This window comes from Paraburkholderia phytofirmans, from assembly GCF_046028095.1.
In the GTDB taxonomy this organism is placed as follows: domain Bacteria; phylum Pseudomonadota; class Gammaproteobacteria; order Burkholderiales; family Burkholderiaceae; genus Paraburkholderia; species Paraburkholderia phytofirmans_A.
Genome location: NZ_JAQQDJ010000003.1, coordinates 739689 through 761875, shown reverse-complemented (window position 1 = coordinate 761875; position 22187 = coordinate 739689). Strand labels below are relative to the sequence as shown.

Sequence of the window (22187 nt, the reverse complement as noted above, 5' to 3'; positions counted from 1 at the left end):
GATGATCTTGAAGAAAACGGGACTGGCTAGCTTCGAACCTGCCTGCCGATGTCGAGTATCTGCGCCCGCAGCCACTGTAGCGCCGGGTCGTGCGCGTTTCGTGCATGCCACACCGCCCTGACCACGGACTCCGGCGACGGGTACGGCGTTGCCCGTGCTTTCAGCTCGCCGTAGCGCTCGAACTCGCGTCCCAATGGGGAAGGTACGACGGCGAACATCTCGCTGTGACGCAGCAACGCAGGGATCGCCAGCGAATGAGCGACCGCGACCCGCAGCCGCGGACGCGCGAGTCCCTCTGGAAAGGCATCTTCCAGCGCCTGCCGATCGAACATTTCCGACTGCCGCGCCAAACCCCGTTCAACGATAAAACCGCCAACCGCCCCCTCTTCCGCGCCACCGAGCGAGACGGCCACGAGTGGATAGCTCAACAGATCATCATGAGTAACGGCCCGGTCGCCAATGGGATGATCCTGACGCATCACCAGCACATCTCTCTGCTGCCACACCATCATCGATTGAAAGCGCGGGGGCACTTCCGCAAAAATCCCAATCGCGATGTCGATCCGGCCGATGTCGATCTGCCCCGCGAGATCCAACCGCGTGGAAGGCCGTATGACGAGGTTCACCATCGGCGCTTCCGCCGCGAGTCTCTGACTGAGACGGCCGAGAAGAAGCATCGTGATGTAGTCGTTCGCCGCGACGACGAACTCGCGTTCGGCAACGTCGGGGCGAAACGGCTCGTCGCCGAGCGCCACCTGAATCTGGTGGAGTGCGTTGCGCAACGGGGCTGCCATCGCGACTGCCCGCGCGGTTGGCTCCATTCCTTTCGAGGTCCGGACGAACAGGTCGTCTTCGAGTGCGTCCCGCAACCGCCCCAGCGCGTGACTCACGGCGGACTGGCTGAGATTCAACCGCTTTCCGGCAAGGACCAGATTGCGGTCCTCGAACACTGCGTCGAATACGCGCAGGAGATTAAGGTCGATCCGGCCGAGGTTCATGTTTTTTGAAGGGTTGGCATGGCAGTCGGATTATTTTACTCGCGGCGAGCCGTGCTTCGAAACCGGCATGAATCGAAATCGGCGCGATCGGTTTTCTGATGTGGTCACTCGCGGCGCTTTGCCTGAGTTGGCGCAGTCGGAGAAATTGCGGACTATCTGTTTTTCTTCACGAGACACTAGACCAGTTGGTACGGCAATCCGGATATGTGAGAGGCGTGTTGAAGTCGGATGTCACTACGCCAACGAACCAGGCCATACGTGTCGGACATACGCGGGATGGTTCTGCTAAACGCGAGTGCAAACTGAAATAGGCCCGGTTAGCGCGCATGATGATGTGTCGTCTCCCCGCGATTTTATCGAGGGCTCTCTGCTGACGTCGAGGCCTGCTGCTCTGTTAGCCTGAAAGCGAGAGTTCAGTCGCAGAGCGCAGAATGAAGCGCGCCCCGCGACCGGGGTCATCAATTGCCGCGATACATCACTCCGTCACTATTCACCGGCGCACGCGCGCCAGACTGCGATCTGACCGATTCGTTACCGCCGACACCGCTACCGTTTTCACCAACCATGCTTCCCGGGCTGCTTTCCGCCGCCAACGTCTGGGCGCTTTGACCACGTTGCGCTGCCGACTTGCCGACGTCGGGGCGATAGAACGGTGCGGGTCCGTAACCGCTCGCGAACGCGGGAGCAGCCAACGAGGCAGAGCTTGCAACTAACAAAGCGACGATGAACTTCGTCTTCATAAGTACTCCAATAACTTTGTTGAATACTCGAATGCACCTGCCTGAGGTACATTTTCGGCGCGCTATTCAACGTTGACGGAAGAAATAAAGGGCCTGTCGCGCGCTGACAGGAAGGCTCAAACGAACAACGCATTTTCAATCGATGTGAGCAATATTGCTGACGCCGCGGCGAAAGCACGAGACCGGTCGTTGTTGCGCCCGCGGCTAACAACGCATGGGTTATGCCAAGCCGGATGCGCTTACGAACTCACCGCCCCTAACCACCTGAAAATAAACAGGCTTTGATGTCAAGCACGAAGCGGTTTGGTGAAATCGATGAGCCGCGATGTTTGACTGTATCGAACGCTTTTTCGGGTCTTTGTATGCGGCAATCCAACAAGCAGAATCTGTCGTCGAGCTGCGTGCACAATCCGCGTTTGCTATGAACCAGCCGCAGAATTTTTATCGGATATTTTTGTGCACAGGCAGACGCTTTCGATTTGATCCCAGGGCGAAATCCGTGCATGGAAAAGTGTCAGAATTTCGCGACAGACTTTCGTTTTTGCTTCGGTATCCAAAGGTGTGGAGTTACGCTCAGTTTCGCAACGGCACCCCAATCGTCTGCGTGGAGAATATCGATGAAACGAATCGCTCTATCTACCGTCTCGCTTGCACTGCTCGGTGCAACCGGCGCAGTACATGCACAAAGCAGCGTTACCCTCTACGGCGTCATCGATGAAGCGTTTCAGTTCGTGCACAACGCCAATCCGGAGGGCAAAAACCTTTACCAGTTGGCCGGCGGCAACCTGCAGGGCAACCGCTGGGGTTTAAAGGGTACGGAAGATCTCGGCGGCGGCCTGAAGGCGATCTTCCAGTTGGAAAACGGCTTTGACATCAACAACGGCCAACTGAGTCAGGGCGGCCGCATGTTCGGCCGTCAGGCGTACGTCGGCCTGGCGCATCAAGCTTACGGTACCGTGACGCTTGGCCGTCAATATGACCCGCTCGTCGACCTGGTTCAGCCGCTAACGGCTGACAACTACTTCGGCAGCACATTCACGACTCCGGGCGACGTTGACAATAACGACAACAGTTCGCGCACGAATAGCGCGGTCAAGTACACCTCGCCGACGTGGTCGGGCTTCCAGTTCGAAGGCATGTACGCGTTCGGCGGCGTGGCAGGCCAGACGGGTTCGCAGCAAACGTGGTCCGGTGCGGCAACTTACGGGACAGGTCCGTTCAGTGTGGCAGCAGGCTACATCCGCATGAACAACGCCAACTCTGGCGTAATACGGCCGAACAACTCCTTTACGAGCACGTCTGACGGCACGATCGATTCGATCGTCAACGGTGCATACGCAACGGCGAAGTCGATCGGCATCGCTTCGGTTGCCGTGCAATTCGTCACCGGCCCGTTCACGGCCAGCGTGCGTTACAGCAATGCGCAGTACAAACCTGACGGCGCCTCGACGTTTGCCTCCACCGAGCGCTACAACGTAGCCGGCGGCTATTTGGGCTATCAGGTGACACCTGCCGCGTTGCTAGGTCTCGGCTATACCTACACGCACGGCTCGGGCGACACGTCCGCATCGTATAACCAGGTTTCGCTGGGCGGGGACTACAACCTGTCGAAGCGCACGGACCTTTACCTGGTTGGTGCCTGGCAGCGCGCGAGCGGCACGCAGCGCAATCCGCGCAGTTCGCCACCGCAGCAGCTACAACCCGCGGTTGCGTCGGTGGCTGACTACGGCTTCGCGGGAGATTCGCGCACGCAGGAAATCGTCAGCCTCGGCATTCGTCACAAGTTCTGATCGAAGCTTGTTGCGCGGCTGAAGCAGGAGGCTGTCGGAGCGCGGCTTTCGTTGTGTCGCTTTACGCGTCATGAGATCTTGTTGGGCTGGAGGACTGATAGGGAATCTGATGCGGCGGTGATCGCGCCGGCTGATGCGTCGGTCACGTCATTGCTGAAACGTCACCCGTTCATAGGCTTCGAGGCCGCGTCGCTGACCGGAAGGCATGTGGCGCGCCTGCTCCGGCGTCCGCGCGTCGAAGTCAGCTCGATTGTGGAGATGAACTCAAGTATGAATTCGGGCGGCAGCAACTGGCCACGGCGATCGTCAAGAATCAATTACTCGCGGCGCTGGCCAAATAACGCCCACACACCCACACTCACACCCGCTAATTCTCCGCTCATTATGCAAACGCACAATCCGTTACAGCACAGCCTGATTCGCATTTCGAATCACGCATCACTGGAGCGGAGCAATCATGCAAAACGACGGAAAATCAGCGTTTCGGCCCTATGTCGACGCCTTGCTCGATGAACTGGAAACACAATCTGATCGGGCGGTACTGCGCTATTTCGACCATGACGTAACGGGCAGGACCCTGCGAACGGCAATATTTCGCTATGCGCGGGCGCTTGAAGTGCTAGGCATCGGCAGGGGCTCTCTGGTCGCACTGTTCGCGCCCAATTGTCCGGACGCGCTTGCGATTCGCTACGCGGCAAACCTGCTCGGTTCCGCTACGATGTTCGTGCCTGCATTGGCGAATGCCGAACGTCGCGCGGCCTTGCTGACCCGCGTCCAGCCGACGCTTATCGTAGCCTTCCCGGAAACCCTTCACCATATCCCCGTTGCGCTCGAGAGCCACGTGCTCTTCGTTGGCGTCGGTCCTGTGTCTTCACGGCTGGACAGGCTCGCGCAAGCGCAGTCGGATCTGCCGTTGCGCACACAATTGAGCGCCGACGATCTCGCGGTCGTCGTCTCGTCGGGCGGCACGACGGGTGTGCCGAAATGCAGCCGCCGGTCTTTCGCGGCGTATTCGGCGATGGTCTGCGGGCCGAACGATATGGATCGGCGTCAGCTTATCAATGGCCCGCTCGCCTACCTGTCGCAAGTGCTCGTCGACACCACGCTTATCGGCGGCGGTACGGTCGTGTTGAAGCGTCGATACGATCCCGCGGCGACGCTCGCGACGATCGAATCGGAACGGATCACCGACGTGCTTCTCGTCGAGCCTCAACTGTTCGAAACAATGGACCACCCGGACGTCGGCCGGCGCGACTTGTCGTCGCTGCGCTCCATTGCGCACGTCGGCGGGTCAGCGCCCGCGGTACTGCGGCAACGCGCGATCGCGCGTCTGGGTCCTGTGCTTACGCATCTTTACGGGGCGAGCGAAACCGGTGTCGTCAGCATGCTGCCGCCATCCACCTATGAGGCGAATCCGGAACTGTTGGCCTGCGCGGGCCCTGTTCGACCCGGCGTCGAGGTACGTTTGCGCCGTGCCGATGGAACATTGGCGCATGCGGGACAGTGCGGAAACATCGAAGTGAAGTCGGCCGCCGTGGCGGATGGTTACTACCATCAGCCGGTCGAAGAAGCACAAAAGTTTCAGGATGGCTGGTGCCTGACCGGCGACGTCGGCTTCATCGACGAAGCAGCCAATCTGCACGTTCTCGGCCGCGCAGCCGATGTCGCGGAAATCGATGGACTGACGATTGGCCCGACCCAGATCGAAGATGTCTTGTGCCGCTTACCGGACGTTCGCTACGCCGTCGCGCTGGCCGCGAACAATTCTGCCAGTGAACACGGATGGAACGCGTTGATCGAAACATGGCTCGCCGGACAAGCGGACCTCGCGCGATGCAAGCACAGGCTCGAAATCGCACTTGGCCCGTTAGTGGCCAGCCGGATTCGTATCGTCGTGGTGGATCGCGTGCCGCTTACGGAACAGGGAAAACCAGACCGCGGCGCAATCGGGATGATCATTCAAGGCGACTCGCAGCAGCGCCACGCCATACGCCCATCGGTGATCGATCTCGGCGCAGAGAGGCGGCCGGACAGTCGCCGGAATGCATCGGCCAATGCAACCCGACCCGCCCCATGAAACACCCATTTTTCCGTTTTCCTCAGCTAGTGCATGCGTGAGGTCAACTGAAATGTCACGGCGATTCGCCCGGCTCATCTCAGGGTTCATTTCGCCGCCCCGCTCTTGCCGATATGGAAAGGAGTAGCAAATGCGTCACTATCAATGCAACAGTCCCGAAGCAGCAGGCCGCATCCTGGCGGCATGCCTTCTTATCGACGGACATCTCAGCCTCGCCGAACTAGAAGCGCTCGATCGCTGCGGCATGGAAAAGCGCCTGTTGTTGAACCGATACCGATTGCTTTCGATCGTTCAAACGCTGTGCGAAGACCTGACGCGCTCCGGGTGTCTCAACTGGAGCGACATATGTCAGGTCGATCCGGCGACGCTCGCCTTGCTCGCGGCCGATGTCCAGGATCGGCGCCTTCGTCGCGACATCCTGGAACTGTGCAGCGAAGCCGTCATGGCCGACCGAAGCCACTGCTATCGCGAGGCCGAATACCTGAGGCTGCTGCGCGAAGCCTGGCAAATGCCCGCTCGTCCGGTTCGGCAAGCTGCGCTAGCGGGCACGTTCGGTTCGTAACAGCCGCATAACGCACGGCCCTTCGCACCACCGGCCATATAATCTGCAGCATGGCTGCGAGGATCAATCGACGTAAGTGCCATAGCCCGCGCGATAAAAAAAGGAGGCCCGTTCCGCATGGATCACTCTGTCTTTTCCGCCATTGTGCCTGGGCCCCTCGTTTCGAGTGCGGTGGCGTAGATGACGCTCGCCGGCACGCTCGCTCAACTCTGCCGCACGGCCATCTTCGGGCTCGGGCGTGAACTGGCGGCCTGGAAGGCTTCCCGAGCGCGCGCGACATTCGCGGCCCAGGCGATGCTCTCGGTCGCGCTCTCTGTCGCGCTTGCGAACGCGTTGGGTCTGTCGGACACGTGGTGGGCCGCAATCAGCGGCTTCGCGGTCATGCAGACGAGTTTTGCCGGCTCCGTGCAGCGTGCCGTACATCGGATCATCGGCACGGTGATAGGCGCCGCGCTTGGAGCCATTGCCGGGCCCTGGATCGGTGACCGACCGTGGGTGTTTGTGCCCGCGCTAGGGGCAATCGGCGCTATCGCGGTATATCGGGCCAACGGGTCCAAAGCGACCTACGCCTGGGTTCTGGGCGGCGTGACGGCCCTGATGGTGACGTACGAAGCGCACAAGTTCGCATCCTTCCGGGCGACCGCTCTATTCGCGGCGTTGCGAGTCGCCGAAGTCGCGGTTGGAACACTCGCTTGCCTGCTGGTGGCGAGCGTGTTTCATTTCGGGCCGAAGTGGTATCGAACGAGGAGGACGCCATCGGATGCCTCAACCGCTCGCGTGGCAGGTGAGTCTGCCGGTCTGCCTGCCGCTGCGGATTTGACGCCGCCACTGGAATCGGCGCGCTCGACTCGCATGCTGTTGTGCCTGCAGGCCGCGCTGTCCATCACAATCCTTGCATCCCTGACTTACGTTCTGCATCTGCCGGGTTTCGCGCAGGCAATGGTCACGGCGATCGCGGTGCTTATCGTACCGCCGGGTCTGGCAGCAGACAGAACGCGGCAGCCGGTCATGGAAAAGATGGTGCAGCGCGTGGCCGGCTGCTTGCTGGCCGGTGTGATCGGTGTGGCGCTGCTTCCTCTGATGCAAGGGCAGGCAATCCTGTGCATGCTCGCGCTGTCCATCGGCGTATGGGCAGGATGTCACGTGCAAACAGGACGGGAAGGGGCGAGCTATGTAGGCCGTCAATTCACCATCGCGTTCATCATGGTGTTCGTCCAGGATCATCATTGGTCATCCGATCCATTGCCGGCACTCATGCGGTTATCCGGTATTCTCACCGGGATTGCCGTGTTGGCAGTGGTGATGTTCGTGACCAGCCGGCTGTATATGCCGCCCGCGCCTCAGGATGCGAACCGTTAAGACAGGTACATCTGTTGGTGAATCAGCGAGTCATAATCGGCACTGTGATAAATGGTCGTTGGTCAATTGGCGAAATCGCTCATCATTTCAGCGCAAATTACTGCTTACCCATGATGCAGCCGAAGGTGTCGAGTGTGCGGATAAAGTCACCGCGCACACGCCAGGAAATCATGAATCTGCCCCACCACGGCCGCGCCCTCACCCACCGCCGACGCGACACGCTTGGTCGATCCTGCACGCACGTCGCCGATCGCAAAGATACCCTCGACGCTCGTCTGCAGCGGCATCGAATGGACGGCGGCCTCCCCAAGATCGGTGCCCGTCAGGACGAACCCTTTGCCGTCGAGCGACACGCTGCATGTCTTGAGCCATTCCGTATTCGGTTCCGCACCGATGAATACGAACAGATGATGTGCCGTCATGCTTCCTTCAATGCCGCCGGCACCGCGATAGTGAACGCGCTCAAGGCGTGCCGCCCCTTCAAGCGCGGTTAGTTCGATATGCGTATGAAGCGTCACATTCGGCAGCGATGCGACACGCTCGGCCAGATAGTGCGACATGCTGTGCGCGAGGCTCGCGCCGCGAATGAACATATGCACATGCTCGGCGTGTGAAGCGAGAAACACCGCGGCCTGCCCCGCGGAATTGCCGCCTCCGAGCAGCAACACCGGCTCCTTGCGGCACAGTCTCGCCTCGATCGGCGTAGCCCAGTAATAGACGCCACAGCGTTCGAAGCGCGGCAGGTCTTCTATGACAGGCCGCCGATACTCCGCACCACTCGCGATAACCACAGTACGCGTCGTAATGCGGCGGCCATCGGCAAGCTCCAGAACTGGCGGCTGCTTGTGGCAATACAACGCCTTGACCTCGCACGGGATGCCGATATGCGCGCCGAACTTCTGCGCCTGGACAAACGCGCGGCCCGCAAGCGCCTGCCCGGTGATGCCGGTGGGAAAGCCCAGATAGTTTTCAATGCGCGCGCTCGTACCGGCCTGGCCGCCGGGCGCGCGACAGTCGAGCGCCGCCACCGAGAGTCCCTCGGATGCCGCGTAGACAGCTGCGGCAAGTCCTGCCGGACCTGCGCCGACGATCGCCACATCGTAGACGTGCGCCGGATCGAACTCGGGAATCAGTCCAAGACACGATGCGAGCTGCCCCTCGTCGGGATTTCTCAACACAGTACCGTTCGGACAAACGACTAGTGGGAAGTCATTGGGCTGCGGCGTCAGGCGTTCGAGCAGCGCAATGGCTTCGGGGTCCTGCTCTGCATCGAGCGTCATGTTCGGAAAAGCATTACGGCGCAGGAAATTCTGCAAAGCGAGGAGTTGTGGGTGATTGGACGAGCCCAAAAGGATGACCCCTTGGCCGCGCTCGATCACGAGGACACGCCGCAGAATCAGTGCGCGCATGATCTTTTCGCCGAGATCGGCTTCACTGATCATCATGGCGCTGAGTTCGTCGGGCCGCACCAACACCGCTTCGACATCTTCGACGACATGCGCGTCGACAACCGCGGGCTTGTTCGAGAGTTGGGTGACATCCGAAGTGAACTCGCCGCGCTGCGTGTAGGTGTGAATGATCCTTTCGTGGCCGAGGCCATCACGGCCGACTATGCGGACTTTGCCCGACAGCAGGACGAACATGCCGGGGCAGAGACTTCCCGCGCGGTAGAGCAATTCGCCTTTGACGTAGCGGGACAAGCTGCCGAAGCGGCGCACCCGGTCGACCTCAGCATCCGTGAGGACCGGAAACATCTGCTGGTAACGCGGATGATCGCGCACCGCCGGGTCATCGGCGAGCGCGCCGTCGTCGATACGGCTTTCATCCGCGGGCGGCAGAGGAGCGGGCGTATCGCCTTGCGGCCCTGACTCGTTGCTCATCGCGGCCCCTCCTTCAACGCGTCGTTGGCAGCGCCGTCGCGTGGCCGGCGGTCTACGCGATTGCAATGAAAAGAGTAATCGAGTTATAGCCGCCGACCAAGATTTCTTCTATTCGTTCTTTGGGTCTGCGCCGGACTTTAGCGATGAGCGCCCGGCGTAAACCAGGACGGCGGCCCGCGACGCCCGCTCCCTGGTTAATGAAGACTATTGAACGCTCAGCGGTTATACATTGCATTCCAGTCCGCAACCGACACGCCACCACCTGATCGTGACGTGCTCGATGCGCCGCCGTAGTTGCTCGTCGGTACATCGCGCGCCGCCACCTTCGCTTCGGCGGCCTGGATTGCATCAGGATAGTGCGTCGGATCGCCGTCACCGACGTGATAACCCACGCTCTCCAGTTGCACGAGTTCTGCGCGGACCTGCGCACGTGTTGTGTGTTCGCTCGACTGAGCGAACGACGCAACGGGAATCACAAACGCACTGGCAATAAGGACTCCACGGATAATTGATTTCATGGCAACACCTCGATAAATAATGGACCTGCCTGCAACAAACTCACTTGTCTGAAGCGGTGAATGAAGTCTATGCTTCAACGTTGTCGGGGTTAACCCACAGATCGCTCAAGACATCGTTGACCGGTGCGCGTGAATGTACGCAACGATTGGCTCGCGATACACGAATGAGCGTCTCGACTCCATCAACCGCGATCTGATCGCGCCATCCATCCATATTGCTTTTCTGCGGTAGCATCATCACCACAACCCGGAGGCTCGAAATGACTGCGAAACCGCTGACACTTGGCATCGATCACATCGGCTTGACCGTTCGCGATCTGAATCTCACTCGCGACTTTTTCATCAACTGTCTGGGATGGACGCAAGTTGGCGAGAAGCCGGACTATCCGGCTGCGTTCGTGTCCGACGGACAGGTGATGCTCACGCTGTGGGAAGTCCAGAATCAAGCGGGCCGCGTGGAATTCGACCGCAAAACGAATGTGGGCCTGCACCACCTGGCGCTGCGCGTCGGCAGTGAAGCCGCGCTCGACGACGTGTTCTCGAAAGTGTCCAAATGGCCCGGCGTCGAAGTTCAATTTGCACCAGAAGCCTTGGGTGCCGGCCCGAAGCGGCACACGATGATTTTCGAACCGGGCGGCATCCGGCTCGAGTTCGACTTCGATCCGCGAGTCGCGGCTGCCTGAGCACTGAGTCTGCTACCGGAAGCAGACTCAGTGCGGCAGGCGGTCCGCGACTTTCGCTACGCCCGCCGCCGCGCATACCTCGTCCTTGTCGCCACCGGGTGCGCCACCGATACCGAGCGCGCCCACCATCTCTCCATTCACCTTGAACGCTACCGCGCCCGGCAACGCCATGACGTTGTGCACGGTCGCGAGTTGAGGTGCGTATGGACTCGTCTTCATCAATTCGAAAAAGCCACTAGACCGGTCGAAGCCAAATTCCGGCCCTAGCGTCACAACGGTAAAGGCTTTACGCATGCTCGATTCGGCGGTGTGGACCGTGCTTCTATCTCCGCGCAGTACCACCTGCGGCACGCCATCCATATCGAGCACCGTAGCGGTCACCCAGTAATGCTTCGTTTCGCACACGCGAATCGCTTCTTTCGCCGCGTCGAGCGCGACGTCGAGCGGCAAGGTGTAGTGGTAACCGGACGGCTGCGGTTCTTGCGCCTGACTCACCGGCGACATGAGCGACGCAATGCATAGCGACGCGGTCAGACTGAAACGTTTCATGATTACACCGTGCGGCGCCGCCATGGCGTCGTTTGAACAGATCGTTAAAGGGCAGTAGCGCGCACATAGAGTTTCGGCGCATGTCGACTGATAGGACCGGTTTGCGGTCCAAGCGAACTATAGGAGTCGCGGCGGCCATTTGGCACGGCCTGTCGTTGAACAACAGTTTTTCCTCGATGGAATAAATGCCTTCGGGAATGGATCGGTTGGTTTGCGTGCGCCGCGCGTTGCCCATATCGGCGGCCTTTCTTGACTCCGTGTATCAAGTGTTGTTTGTACGGCTGCGTTCTTCACCGACGAGAAAGTGCGTAATCTCGTGCCACGCTCTGAGGAAACGCCATGGATATGTCCGTCACGCTTGCCCCCACCGACACAAACGCAACCACGATTCGACTCGAATCGCATCCGGGGTACAACCGCGTATTCCGACCGCGCGAACTCACAGTGGGGCTGATTCTGCCGTTGGAAACGCACCCCGGCACGCCGCACCCTACAATGCGCGACCACATTTCGATGGCGCAGCGCGCGGAGAGCCTGGGCGTCGCAGCATTATGGGCACGCGACATTCCGTTCTTCGATCCCGCTTATGGCGACGCCGGGCAGATTTTCGAGCCGCTGATCTATATCGCGCAACTCGCTGCCGCAACGCGCAACATCACACTCGGCACGACAGGCATCGTGCTGCCGATGCGCGAACCGCTGCTGTTGGCGAAACAGGTCAATTCGCTCGATCAACTGACGGACGGACGCGTTGTGATCGGCATGTCGAGCGGCGATCGGCCGTCGGAATATCCCGTCTTCGGCATCGACTTCGAAACACGCGGCGAACGGTTCAGAGACGCCTACGGTGTGTACCGGAATGTCAGCGAACGCGCGTTCCCGCAGTTCGCCTCGGCGCGCTTCGGACAGTCGCCCGGCGGGCTGGATATGCTTCCCAAGCCGCCGTATGGCCGAACGCCCGCCATTGCCGTCGGCCGTTCACAGCAGACCTTGCGGTGGATCGCCGAGAACATGGATGGTTATCTCGGGTTCGTTCCGGATCCATCCGAGTTGCGCAGCTTCGCAGACGAATGGCGAAGCCTCACACAGTCCGCCGCCAACACGGCCGCATTCAAACCACTGGCCTTTGGTGGATTTCTTTATTTGCATCCGAAGCCCGATCATCCATTTACCCGGATTCGCGGCGGATTCGCCATAGGCAGCCGTGCGTTGAGGGACTTCCTCGAGCAGGCGCGAGACGCCGGCGTCAATCATGTCGCGCTCAACCCTCGGGTCACGCCGCGCCCGTATGTCGAGATACTCGATGAACTCGGCTCGATCGTACTATCCGCTTTCCCTCCTCAATGACGGCAGCGCGGTAATTGGCGCCATAAGGCGCGGTTCTTCAGGATGTGCCGGCGGATCTACACTTTGACAGGCTTCGTTCTGAAAGAAGCCTCGTCCGTCACCGGGCGGCAGACTCCCGCAAAGACGCCGGTGGGACAACGGTCTCGATCCGGCCGGTTTTGACGTCATAGACCAGACCCGACACGATCAATCCGTCGGGGAGTTCCCTGTTTGCCTTAAGCGCTGCGACATCGAGGGCCACCGCGTCATAGGGCTCCGTAATGGCGAGCTCGTCGAGCGCGTCCGTCTCGACACCTAGATACTTCGCGAGCAAACCAGGTGCGTGCTTATGGCAACCGATGATCCCGCAATCCGTATGTTGTAGCAGGACGAGATTGCGCGCACCATCCGGGCGTCCCGCCGCTTTCGCGACGACGGCGAGGACCGCCAGCGTCTCGAGCAACGATTGGTTGACGCGGCCGCCCACGTTACGGATTACCGCCGCTTCACCTTGTTTCAACCCCAGCACGCTTGCGGGATCGACGCGGGGATCAACGCAGCCGACGACAATCGTTCCCGTCGACGGCATCATCTTGAGTTCAGGCGCGAACCCCGTGTTGGCGAAGTCGGCGTTGCGCTCCAGCATGACATCATTGAAGTCCATTTTTTGCTCCAGCGTATTGAGGGGCAACATTGCCCGGTGAATTCGATAGGCGAGATGACGATGATCGTATTTCCCGATACGACACGCCTTCAGGCGAGTACTTCGAAATCCCTCACTGCCTCTTCGCCCGGCGCGCGTAGCGTTCGCTCCAGCACGTGTGTTTTCGGCGTGCGGTCGATCACCAGCCCAAGCACGTCCGGACGGCTGTAATGACCGCGCGAGTCCATCATGCGTTTGCGCTTGTCGATCTGCCAGAAGTCGAGGTCCGCAATGATCTCGCCCTCTCCTTCACGCAGCGGCTGGCCGCCCATGTACTCTCCCTCGGGCGAAACAATCGCAGTGAAACAGCCGCTGGAAATCGGCCCAACGTGGCTGGTATTTGTATCGTGCAGAATCTGCTGTTGCTGTTCGGGGGTCAGCCACGCAGTCGCGTTGACAACGAAGGCTCCCGCCTCCAGCGCGTGCTGCCGGATATTGACGGAGATCTGCTCCGAGAACAGGTCGCCCGCGAACGAGCCCGGGTACATCGCCGAATGGATTTCCTCGCCGTCCGCCATCAGCGCATAGCGCGCAAGCGGGTTGTAGTGCTCCCAGCAGGCCAGTTGACCGACCCGGCCCACGGCGGTATCGATTGCGCGCAAGCCTGAGCCGTCGCCCATTCCCCAGACCATTCGCTCGTGATAAGTCGGCGAGAGCTTGCGGCGACGCTGCACCAGCGTGCCGTCGGCATCGAACAGAAGCTGGGTGTTGTAGATCGTGCCGCCGTCGCGTTCGTTGACGCCGATCGACACCACCATGCCGGCCTGGCGCGCCGCGTCGCCAATCGCACGGGTGGTCTCCGACGGCACGGTGACTGCCTGATCGAGCAGCTTGTAATGCTCGGCTCCCATGGCGAATGGCGATTCGATGAACGAGAAGTACGGGTAATAGGGCACGACAGTCTCGGGGAAGGTCGCGAACTGAACGCCCTGCTTGCCGAGCTCCAGAATTTTTCTGACGACCTTGTCGACCGTGCCTTCCCGGCTGTAGAGGACGGGCGCGATCTGGACGGCTGCGGCACGGATGATTTTCGACATGACGGTGATCCTTTCGTTGACTGCGAGGCGGATGAGAGAAGTGCTTGTACCTTAACGCCTCGGGCCATTACGATGGATGTCGTTGTTGCCACCTTTCATGACATCTGTGATTCGAGCGCAGCTAACTCACTACTCGAGCTCATTGGCCCGACATCTGGGAACGCGATTCGAACAGCGCGGGTTCACTTTTCTATTGCGGACGGCAGGAATAGATATGCATCGGATCGGCTTCATCGTGCCGCCAAGATTTCAGCTAATGAGCCTCGCGGCCCTGACGGTGTTCGAGATTGCGAACATGCCGCCAACAGGCCGGTGCTACGACGTCCATTTGCTGTCTGAACATGGCGGTCCCGTCGAATCATCGGGTGGCATGACATTGCAAACCGAGGCATTCGGCGATCCGGCATTCGACACGCTAATCGTGGGCTCGATCACCGAAATGAACATGCCGTCGTCCAGTGCAAGGATGATTGCGTTCGTGAAAGAAGCAGCCAAAGCCTCGAGACGGATAACTTCCATCTGCAGCGGCGCATTCGTTCTTGCCGAGGCCGGGCTTCTGGATGGCCGGCGCGCGACAATGCATTGGGTACATGCAGCTGAATTCAGGGCGCGCTTTCCGAATGTCATAACGGAAGAAGATCGGATCTTCGTCAACGACGGTCCAATCTGGACTTCAGCGGGAATGACGGCCGGCATCGACCTTGCCTTGGCGCTGCTCGATAACGACCTCGGTCCCGATACCGCGAAAATGGTCGCCAGGCTTCTCGTCATGAATCAGCGTCGGCTAGGTGGACAGAAGCAGCATTCCGCACTGCTCGACATGACGCCGAAGTCCGACCGGATCGAAGCGGTGCTGGCACATATTCGCCGGAATCTGCGCAATCCGCTGACCGTCGAGGAGCTTGCGGATGTGGCCAACCTCAGCCCTCGTCAGTTCAGCCGCGCCTTTGTGGCCGAGACCGGTCAGTCGCCGGCCAAGGCGGTGGAACAGCTTCGGCTGGAAGCAGCCCGATTCATGATTGAGCAAGGCCGGCACACGATTAACGTGGTGGCGCAGGAAACGGGCTTTGCGGACCGCGAACGCATGCGCCGCGCGTTCCTGCGAACGTTCGGCGTGCCCGCGGATTTCCTGCGCAGGAGCGCTCGGCGGGAAGCGGTCGCCGGCGGCTGAAATCTGTTCGCGTGGCCGTTTGCAGACCCACGCTGCCATCTCACGGTCATTGCGGCACAGGCAGGCCAAGGCGCCACATCAGATTGCCCCGAGTGCGCGTTTCGCAGCGGGTATGGAAAAAATCGGTGTGATAGATGCGCGAGCGTGCCAGCAGGTTGCCCAGAATCGTCCGTTCGTTCGTGTCGTAAGCGCGAGCGTCGAGGTCGGGACGTTCCGCCCTCAGGCGCGCCCTATCCTCGCGAAAACGGTCGCGTCGAGAGCCCAGTACAGCGGAAAGCCGCATAAGCTGAAGCTGCGCGAGCAGTTCCGCGATTACATATTGCCGACGGCACGCGAAGTTCAGAACTGCCCCCTGACCGATCGGCCGACGCGCGGTTAGTACTCGCCTGGAAGTTGCGGTAAATCGGTGCACTGGCTGGCCCAATCACGAATCAATCTGCGCAACGAACCATGCAAAATCGACGCCTTCAACCTGGAACCCTGTGGCCCGCCATGCTGCGCCAGGCGGAGCACGCGCTACGCTGCGGCGCGCTGCAACGAATCGAGACCTCGCAGACGGTGCTCGAAAGCGACGGCATCCGCTTTGTCGTGCGGCAGGTCTCGAGCCTGATCCGCAAGGAGCAGCAGTGCCGGCAAACGCAAAAGCGTCATGATGAGGAGCGTCCATCGGCGGATCCATTCCTGCCCTACGAGCCGGATCTCTTCGTCGCGGATATTTCCGACACGCATCTGGCTTTGCTCAACAAGTTCAACGTCATCGACAATCATCTGCTGATCGTTACCCGCGACTTCCAATTGCAGGACACGCTCCTCAACCTGGCCGACTTCGAGTCGCTGATTGTCTGCATGGCCGAATTCGATGGCATCGCTTTTTACAATGCAGGCGCTGCCGCGGGCGCGAGTCAGGCGCATAAGCATCTGCAAATCGTGCCGTTGCCGCTGGGCGTTTCTGAAACGCCGGTCCCCATCGAGTCAATTCTCGCAACCACGCTCCTGGATGGTCTGGCGCAAACCGTACCCGGCCTGCCATTCCGGCACGCGTTCGCGCGCCTCGAGCCCGGCGCCGCGATCTCCGTGGATACGGCGCAGTCGCTCCTCTCCTGTTATCGCGCATTGCTGGAAGCCGCCGGCGTCCAGTCAGTCGAGGTCGACGGTGAACTTCATCAAGCGGCGCCGTACAACCTGCTCGTTACACGCCGATGGATGCTGCTCGTGCCGAGATCGGAAGAGCGTGTCGAGGGCGTGTCGATCAACGCACTGGGATTCGCCGGATCGCTCTTCGTGCGCGACGCGGCGCAGATGAAAGCGATCGAGCGGCTCGGGCCGATGGCCGCGCTGCAGCGGGTCGCGCTGCCCGCTAGCGCTTTGCGATAGTGTCTTCACACAAGGTCCGCGCTACGCGAATCCAGCGCTGAAACATCGCTGCTCGCAGATTGCAATGGACGGCAGCCAGAAGATTCCGCCGCGTCTGCTCGCCACGATTGCGGCGCGGATCGACGCGGGTCAACCGTTCACGCGTCTCGCGCTAGCAGTAGCGGCCTGGATGATGTTTTTGCGGGGTCATGCGGACGACGGCACGCGTTATGAAATCAACGATCCGCTAGCGAGCAGATTGCATGCGCTCGCAGTATCCGCGCATGACGAACCGCAGGCGCTGATGGACACATTACTGTCGGTGCGCGAAGTGTTTCCGGCGGATCTGGCCGCACTTCCCGAGTTCAGAGAAGCGCTTCTGCGCGCGCTGCGGTTGCTTCGCGAAAACGGCGCACGGGGCGCCATTGCCGCGTTGCTGGGAGTCACGGGCTGAATCTGTCCCGGCTGCATGGGTGGGCAAAGCGCGAAAAGCGTTGACATTACCGCCCTGTCACTATACTGTGACTCTTGAAATATTCAAGAAGCTCGATTGCTGATCACCATTTCCGCCTCTTCTGCGTGGTACTCGTTATCCTCTCCTCTTCCTTGAAGTTTTTGTCGCTCCGCAATGGAGCTGTTATTTTTATCTCAAGGAATTCTCATGGATACCGGTACTGTTAAGTGGTTCAACGATAGCAAAGGCTTTGGCTTCATCACTCCGGACGCAGGCGGCGAAGATCTCTTCGCGCACTTCTCGGAAATTCGGGGCGACGGTTTCAAGACGCTCGCAGAAAACCAGAAGGTGAGCTATGAGACAAAGCGCGGCCCGAAGGGTATGCAGGCCGCGAATATCTCGCCGCAGTAACGTATTCAAGGGCCGGTCTACCGGCCCTTCGCATGTCTGCCTGACTAGTATCCTCGCGGAGCCACGCGCTCCCGATCTGATCGCCGTGTTTCAACGTGCGCATCATTTGTCTTTTCGACACGATCCGTCTCGCCCCGTTTTCAATTTATTTCGCTTGTACGGCCTCGATGTCGTGCGGGTGTCGCTCGTATATCGCTTATGCAAAATAATAAACATCTTCATCATTACAACGGCTATTCAGTCTCTCCCTCGGCACATCGCTTACCGGACGGCTGGTTTGCCGCCAACCTTCTGCTCGTAAAGGGTGACGCGCTTTGCGCTGAGCCAGTGTCCTACAAGTTCCACGCACTCGACTATTTCGATAACGAAACGCAGGCGTTAGGACACGCTACCAGCTGGGCCCGCGACTGGGTCGACAATCGCGGTTAGTCGACACCGCCCCTGCTGGCGCCAACCAGAATGTCACTCAACCTGATCACGGGATCCGGTCGTTTGATCTGCAAAACGCTATTCCCGTCAATCGCATCACAAGGAGCAGAGAGATGGCGTTATTGATCATGCAGGTCGCGGTAAGCGGGGAGCTGGTCGAAGTTTTCGAAATGCCGGTTGATGATGTCGACGGCCACCGCATGCTCGCCGCCGCCAATGAGGACGAACGGGTAATCCATCCCTCGGGGCAGGCTCTCGAAGACGGTGAGGTCTGGATCGATCTGATCGACAGCGATGGTGAAACGCTGTTCGACCAGGTGGCGTGTTTTCACCGGGCGGATGCATCCGACGCACTGCAAATTCATTTTGGCTTGAATGTCGACGTCGTTAGAGATTGCCTTTCAAAGTCGAACATTGCCTCGCTCCATGCGAGGCATCGCGTGGCGGCTCAAGCCTACTTTCGCAAGGTAGACCGGCTTGTGGATTGCTCACTGGTTGGTTCGAGGCAGAGCAATCGCCGGCGTGTCGGCGACGCCAGCGTCATGGACCTCGTGATAGAGCTTCGCAGGCGGCTGGACGGTGTCGTCACGCAACTCGCACTGAGCGAGTTGCCAACGCCTGTGCAGACTGCGGCACAGCAACTGAAAGACGCGGCAACGAGCTACGTGGGTGCGGTTCAGCGCCTGTGAAGGAGCAGTATGCAGAGAACAGTGAAATACCGCGGGTGCGAGATTCACGTTGAGCTGGTGCCCACTTCCGAAGACATGTTTGACACGTGGTTTCGCATCGAAGGACCAGCTCATGACCGGGGAGTGGCAGCGGCAGGCCAGCGTATCAAGGTCCGCGGCGGCCCGTTTTCCAGTCGTTGGGCTTACTTCGTCGCGGAGATTGCTGGCCAGGCGTCAATCGACGTCATCCTCGGCCCTGGCGAATAGTCTGACACCGGCAACGCGGCGAGCGGATCTGCCTCTCGCATGCAAAACAGCAAAACACCGGCCATCGATTTGAAAAGGACACAGGTTTAATGGATGAACGCAAGAGAGACAGCATGATTGCCTATCTCCGCCACCGCATGGAGGACTTCGGGATCAGCCCGGATGATCTGGCCTCGGCACTGGCGGCCGCGCCTGAAGCTGGCCGCTACCGTAGCGCGAATGGCGACAGCTGGACCGGCGTAGGGCCGATGCCTCAATGGCTGAAGCAGGCGATCAGTGCGGGACAGTCCATCGGGCATTTTGAATTGTCGATAGGCTCCGTTTCAAAACCGTCTTTGGGAGCAGGTGCCGACTGGAAGAACGACCCATTCGCAGGTAGTCCACTCGCGCGGCCGAGCCCCCGATAGAGCATCCTTTGCGTTTCCGGATTCTGTGCCTGGTCTTCGCCGATCGAATGCGGTGCGCCACGCGTCCGGGCGCGTTGATGATCGGACGCAAAACCGGCACATGTTGATCAGGGCAATGGCCCCAGGGTCCGCGCGAACCGATGCGCAGCCTCGAGGCCGAAGCGGGTCGGCTGTATTTTTGCGTCACGGTCATGCTCGACGTCGAAACCCATACGCCAGGCCGCGATACGCTTGCCGTAGCAGAGCAGCGTGTCCAGCGATTGCATGACGAACACGATGGCAGGCAGGACCTGTTGGTACAGTGCGTCGGCCTGTTCCATGTCGCCGCTGCGGAAGGCACGATAGATACGTTGCTGCCAGTCAAAGCAATCGGGCGCAACGATCATGCCGGCGCAGCCGGCGCGTAAATTGTCGAGCAGCTCCATTCCGCCGCGACCGTTAAGCACAGGCATGAGATCGCCGACCATGGCGATCGTGTCGGCCAGCGTGACCGACGGCCCTTCACCCTTGAGCACGCGAAAGTTCGAACACTGTGTCGCGAGCGCACGCAGGCTGGCCGGTGTGAGGCCCACCCCCAGGTACTCGGGCGCGTTCTGGATACCGACCGGCACCTCGATGCCCTCCATGACACTGGCGAAAAAATCAAAATAGAACGCCTCGGGCCGCGGAGCCTCTCCGGGCGACAACGGTGGAGGCTGGAGAATCAGCCACGCCGCGCCTTGCTCAATGGCGAAATGCGCGAGATCCCTTTGCGCATCCACCGAAGCTCCAGTGATCGTCACCGTCAGCGGCAGTTCACCCGTACAGTCCTCGGCCGCCCAGCGGATCACCTGTTCACGCTCGGCGCGCGCAAGCTTGTTGACCTCCGTCGCCAGCCCCAGTACCGCGACACCGGGAGCCTGAGCGCGTATTGCCGCCTCGACCTGGCGCCGCATGGCGGCACGGTCGAGGCGGTTGTCGCGATCAAAGAATGCATAGAGGATGGGGTAAATGCCGGCAATGCCAGGATCGTGAAATGTTGAAGTATTCATGGCGTTGAAGTCCGGTTCAGTGCGAGTCACGCGGTACCGCAGCGCCGCTGGCGCCCACCAGGAAGTCGAGATCCGCGCCCTGATCCGCCTGCAGTACATGCTTGACGTAGAGCCGGTAATACCCGCGCTCGGGCAACTCGGGCGCTTGCCATTCAGCCCGGCGGCGGGCCAGTTCTTCCTCGGCCACGTCGAGATGCAAGCGCCGCGCTTCGACGTCGAGTTCGATCATGTCGCCCGTACGCACCAGTGCAAGTGGACCGCCTGCCGCCGCTTCGGGCGATACATGCAGCACCACTGCGCCATATGCGGTCCCGCTCATGCGGCCGTCGGAAATCCGCACCATGTCGGTGATACCTTTTTGCAGCACCTTTTTCGGTAGAGGCATGTTGCCCACTTCGGCAAATCCCGGATAACCTTTCGGCACAGCCCCTTTGAGCACCATGACGCAATGCTCGTCGATATCGAGCGACTCGTCGTCGATCTTCGCGTGCAGTTCCTCGACGTTCTCGAACACCACCGCCCGGCCACGATGCTTAAGCAGCGCGGCTGTCGCCGCCGACGGTTTGATTACCGCGCCATTGGGGGCAAGATTGCCTTTCAGCACCGCAATGCCGGCTTTCGACTTGAACGGCTGTGCAAAGGTAGTGATGACTTTCTCATCGTAATTCGCCGCATTGCGCACGTTGTCCCAGATGGTCTTGCCATTCACTGTCAACGCATCACGATGCAACAGCCCCTGCTCGCCGAGTTGCCTCAACACGGCGGGCAAGCCGCCCGCATAGTAGAAATCCTCCATCAGAAACTCGCCGGACGGTTGAAGGTTCGCGAGGCACGGCACGTTCGAACCGAGTTCCCAGTCCTCGAGTGACAGCGGTACGCCGATGCGGCGGGCAATTGCCAGCAGATGCACGACCGCATTGGTGGACCCGCCGATCGCAGCATTCGTGCGGATCGCGTTCTCGAATGCCCCGCGCGTGAGGATTTTGTCCATCGTCAGGTCTTCGCGCACCATCTCAACGATCTGCCGGCCGGCAAGATGGGCCAGCACCTGGCGACGGGCATCGACGGCGGGGATGGCCGCGTTTTGCGGCAACCCCATGCCGAGCGATTCCACCATCGACGCCATCGTCGATGCCGTACCCATCGTCATGCAATGGCCGCGCGAGCGGTTCATGCAGGACTCGGCATTGATGAACTCTTCCTGCGACATCGTGCCGGCGCGTACTTCCTCGGACATCTGCCATACCCCAGTGCCTGAGCCGATGCTTCTGCCGCGGAACCGTCCGTTGAGCATCGGGCCACCGGAAACGGCGAGCGTGGGCAGATTGCACGATGCGGCGCCCATCAGCAATGCCGGCGTGGTCTTGTCGCAACCGACCAGCAGAATCACTCCGTCGATAGGATTGCCCCGGATCGACTCCTCGACATCCATCGAGGCGAGGTTGCGGAACAGCATCGCCGTCGGGCGCAGGTTCGATTCGCCAAGCGACATCACCGGGAACTCGAGCGGCAGCCCGCCCGCCTCGTGGACCCCTTTCTTCACGTACTCCGCCAGTTCCCTGAAGTGCGCATTGCACGGTGTCAATTCGGACCATGTGTTGCAGATGCCGATCACGGGGCGGCCGTCGAATTCGTCATGGGGAATCCCCTGATTTTTCATCCAGGACCGATGGATAAAGCCGTCCTTGTCTGCTTTGCCGAACCAGGCCTGGCTTCGCAACTGTTTTTTCGTGACTTTGCTCATGGTCGTTGAACTCCTCCTGGTGAAGTCGAA

The 22187-nt window shown here is 60.2% G+C and carries 22 protein-coding genes and 2 pseudogenes; 14 read left to right on the top strand and 10 right to left on the bottom strand.

Annotated features, from left to right (window positions below; genetic code table 11):
* Positions 1–26: 26 nt before the first annotated feature.
* Positions 27–998, bottom strand: a complete 972-nt coding sequence (locus tag PQR54_RS12315; RefSeq protein WP_408245888.1) for a LysR family transcriptional regulator — start codon at positions 996–998, stop codon at positions 27–29.
* A 458-nt stretch (positions 999–1456) separates the two neighbouring features.
* The gene (locus tag PQR54_RS12310; RefSeq protein ID WP_408245885.1) at positions 1457–1738 is read right to left on the bottom strand and encodes a hypothetical protein; all 282 of its coding nucleotides are present in this window, start codon (positions 1736–1738) and stop codon (positions 1457–1459) included.
* Positions 1739–2355: 617 nt separating this feature from the next.
* On the opposite strand from PQR54_RS12310, the gene PQR54_RS12305 reads away from it, so the two are divergent.
* From PQR54_RS12305 to PQR54_RS12290, 4 genes are all read left to right on the top strand, one after another.
* On the top strand, positions 2356–3528 hold the full coding sequence (locus PQR54_RS12305; protein ID WP_408245883.1) for a porin: 1173 nt from the start codon (positions 2356–2358) through the stop codon (positions 3526–3528).
* A gap of 457 nt (positions 3529–3985) precedes the next feature.
* Positions 3986–5605 carry a class I adenylate-forming enzyme family protein gene (locus PQR54_RS12300; protein ID WP_408245881.1) on the top strand — a complete coding sequence of 540 codons (1620 nt, stop codon included), beginning with the start codon at positions 3986–3988 and terminating at the stop codon, positions 5603–5605.
* Positions 5606–5735: 130 nt separating this feature from the next.
* On the top strand, positions 5736–6167 hold the full coding sequence (locus PQR54_RS12295; RefSeq protein WP_408245879.1) for a TerB family tellurite resistance protein: 432 nt from the start codon (positions 5736–5738) through the stop codon (positions 6165–6167).
* Between the two features lie 180 nt (positions 6168–6347).
* Positions 6348–7526, top strand: a complete 1179-nt coding sequence (locus tag PQR54_RS12290; RefSeq protein WP_408245877.1) for an FUSC family protein — start codon at positions 6348–6350, stop codon at positions 7524–7526.
* 146 nt (positions 7527–7672) lie between these two features.
* On the opposite strand, the gene PQR54_RS12285 is transcribed toward PQR54_RS12290, so the two are convergent.
* Entirely contained in the window at positions 7673–9406 is a 1734-nt protein-coding gene (locus tag PQR54_RS12285) for an FAD-dependent oxidoreductase (protein WP_408245875.1), read from the bottom strand.
* A gap of 215 nt (positions 9407–9621) precedes the next feature.
* Complete coding sequence (locus PQR54_RS12280) at positions 9622–9924, bottom strand: DUF4148 domain-containing protein (RefSeq protein ID WP_408245873.1); 303 nt, start codon at positions 9922–9924, stop codon at positions 9622–9624.
* Between the two features lie 260 nt (positions 9925–10184).
* On the opposite strand from PQR54_RS12280, the gene PQR54_RS12275 reads away from it, so the two are divergent.
* A complete protein-coding gene (locus PQR54_RS12275) occupies positions 10185–10607 on the top strand; it encodes a VOC family protein (protein ID WP_408245871.1) in 423 nt (140 codons plus the stop codon).
* A 27-nt stretch (positions 10608–10634) separates the two neighbouring features.
* Here the strand turns inward: PQR54_RS12275 and PQR54_RS12270 are convergent, their stop codons facing one another.
* The gene (locus PQR54_RS12270; RefSeq protein ID WP_408245869.1) at positions 10635–11156 is read right to left on the bottom strand and encodes a GlcG/HbpS family heme-binding protein; all 522 of its coding nucleotides are present in this window, start codon (positions 11154–11156) and stop codon (positions 10635–10637) included.
* A gap of 339 nt (positions 11157–11495) precedes the next feature.
* On the opposite strand from PQR54_RS12270, the gene PQR54_RS12265 reads away from it, so the two are divergent.
* Positions 11496–12503: a TIGR03571 family LLM class oxidoreductase gene (locus PQR54_RS12265; protein WP_408245867.1), complete on the top strand. Its 1008-nt coding sequence runs from the start codon at positions 11496–11498 to the stop codon at positions 12501–12503.
* 97 nt (positions 12504–12600) lie between these two features.
* Here PQR54_RS12265 and PQR54_RS12260 read toward each other — a convergent pair whose 3' ends face one another.
* Positions 12601–13146 carry a carbonic anhydrase gene (locus tag PQR54_RS12260; protein WP_408245865.1) on the bottom strand — a complete coding sequence of 182 codons (546 nt, stop codon included), beginning with the start codon at positions 13144–13146 and terminating at the stop codon, positions 12601–12603.
* An 89-nt stretch (positions 13147–13235) separates the two neighbouring features.
* Positions 13236–14222, bottom strand: a complete 987-nt coding sequence (locus PQR54_RS12255) for a nitrilase-related carbon-nitrogen hydrolase (RefSeq protein WP_408245863.1) — start codon at positions 14220–14222, stop codon at positions 13236–13238.
* Between the two features lie 214 nt (positions 14223–14436).
* Between PQR54_RS12255 and PQR54_RS12250 the strand changes: the two genes are divergently transcribed.
* On the top strand, positions 14437–15393 hold the full coding sequence (locus PQR54_RS12250; RefSeq protein ID WP_408245861.1) for a GlxA family transcriptional regulator: 957 nt from the start codon (positions 14437–14439) through the stop codon (positions 15391–15393).
* A 46-nt stretch (positions 15394–15439) separates the two neighbouring features.
* Here the strand turns inward: PQR54_RS12250 and PQR54_RS12245 are convergent.
* Positions 15440–15664 (bottom strand): annotated as a pseudogene (locus PQR54_RS12245) (hypothetical protein); the annotation flags it as partial.
* Between the two features lie 179 nt (positions 15665–15843).
* Here PQR54_RS12245 and PQR54_RS12240 point away from each other — a divergent pair.
* The 7 genes and pseudogenes from PQR54_RS12240 (at position 15844) to PQR54_RS12210 (ending at position 19382) form a co-directional block, all read left to right on the top strand.
* Complete coding sequence (locus PQR54_RS12240; RefSeq protein ID WP_408245859.1) at positions 15844–16767, top strand: ATP adenylyltransferase family protein; 924 nt, start codon at positions 15844–15846, stop codon at positions 16765–16767.
* A gap of 31 nt (positions 16768–16798) precedes the next feature.
* Positions 16799–17200 (top strand): annotated as a pseudogene (locus tag PQR54_RS12235) (mannitol dehydrogenase family protein); the annotation flags it as partial.
* 207 nt (positions 17201–17407) lie between these two features.
* On the top strand, positions 17408–17611 hold the full coding sequence (locus PQR54_RS12230) for a cold-shock protein (RefSeq protein ID WP_114224755.1): 204 nt from the start codon (positions 17408–17410) through the stop codon (positions 17609–17611).
* A 198-nt stretch (positions 17612–17809) separates the two neighbouring features.
* Entirely contained in the window at positions 17810–18040 is a 231-nt protein-coding gene (locus PQR54_RS12225; protein ID WP_408245857.1) for a hypothetical protein, read from the top strand.
* Between the two features lie 113 nt (positions 18041–18153).
* A complete protein-coding gene (locus tag PQR54_RS12220) occupies positions 18154–18729 on the top strand; it encodes a hypothetical protein (RefSeq protein ID WP_408245855.1) in 576 nt (191 codons plus the stop codon).
* Positions 18730–18738: 9 nt separating this feature from the next.
* The gene (locus tag PQR54_RS12215) at positions 18739–18975 is read left to right on the top strand and encodes a hypothetical protein (protein WP_408245854.1); all 237 of its coding nucleotides are present in this window, start codon (positions 18739–18741) and stop codon (positions 18973–18975) included.
* An 89-nt stretch (positions 18976–19064) separates the two neighbouring features.
* Positions 19065–19382, top strand: coding sequence for an H-NS family nucleoid-associated regulatory protein (locus PQR54_RS12210; protein WP_408245852.1), 318 nt, complete (start codon positions 19065–19067; stop codon positions 19380–19382).
* A gap of 107 nt (positions 19383–19489) precedes the next feature.
* Here the strand turns inward: PQR54_RS12210 and PQR54_RS12205 are convergent, their stop codons facing one another.
* Both PQR54_RS12205 and PQR54_RS12200 read right to left on the bottom strand, forming a co-directional pair.
* Positions 19490–20413, bottom strand: coding sequence for a dihydrodipicolinate synthase family protein (locus tag PQR54_RS12205; RefSeq protein WP_408245850.1), 924 nt, complete (start codon positions 20411–20413; stop codon positions 19490–19492).
* Positions 20414–20429: 16 nt separating this feature from the next.
* On the bottom strand, positions 20430–22157 hold the full coding sequence (locus PQR54_RS12200; protein WP_408245848.1) for an IlvD/Edd family dehydratase: 1728 nt from the start codon (positions 22155–22157) through the stop codon (positions 20430–20432).
* Between the last annotated feature and the right edge of the window lie 30 nt (positions 22158–22187).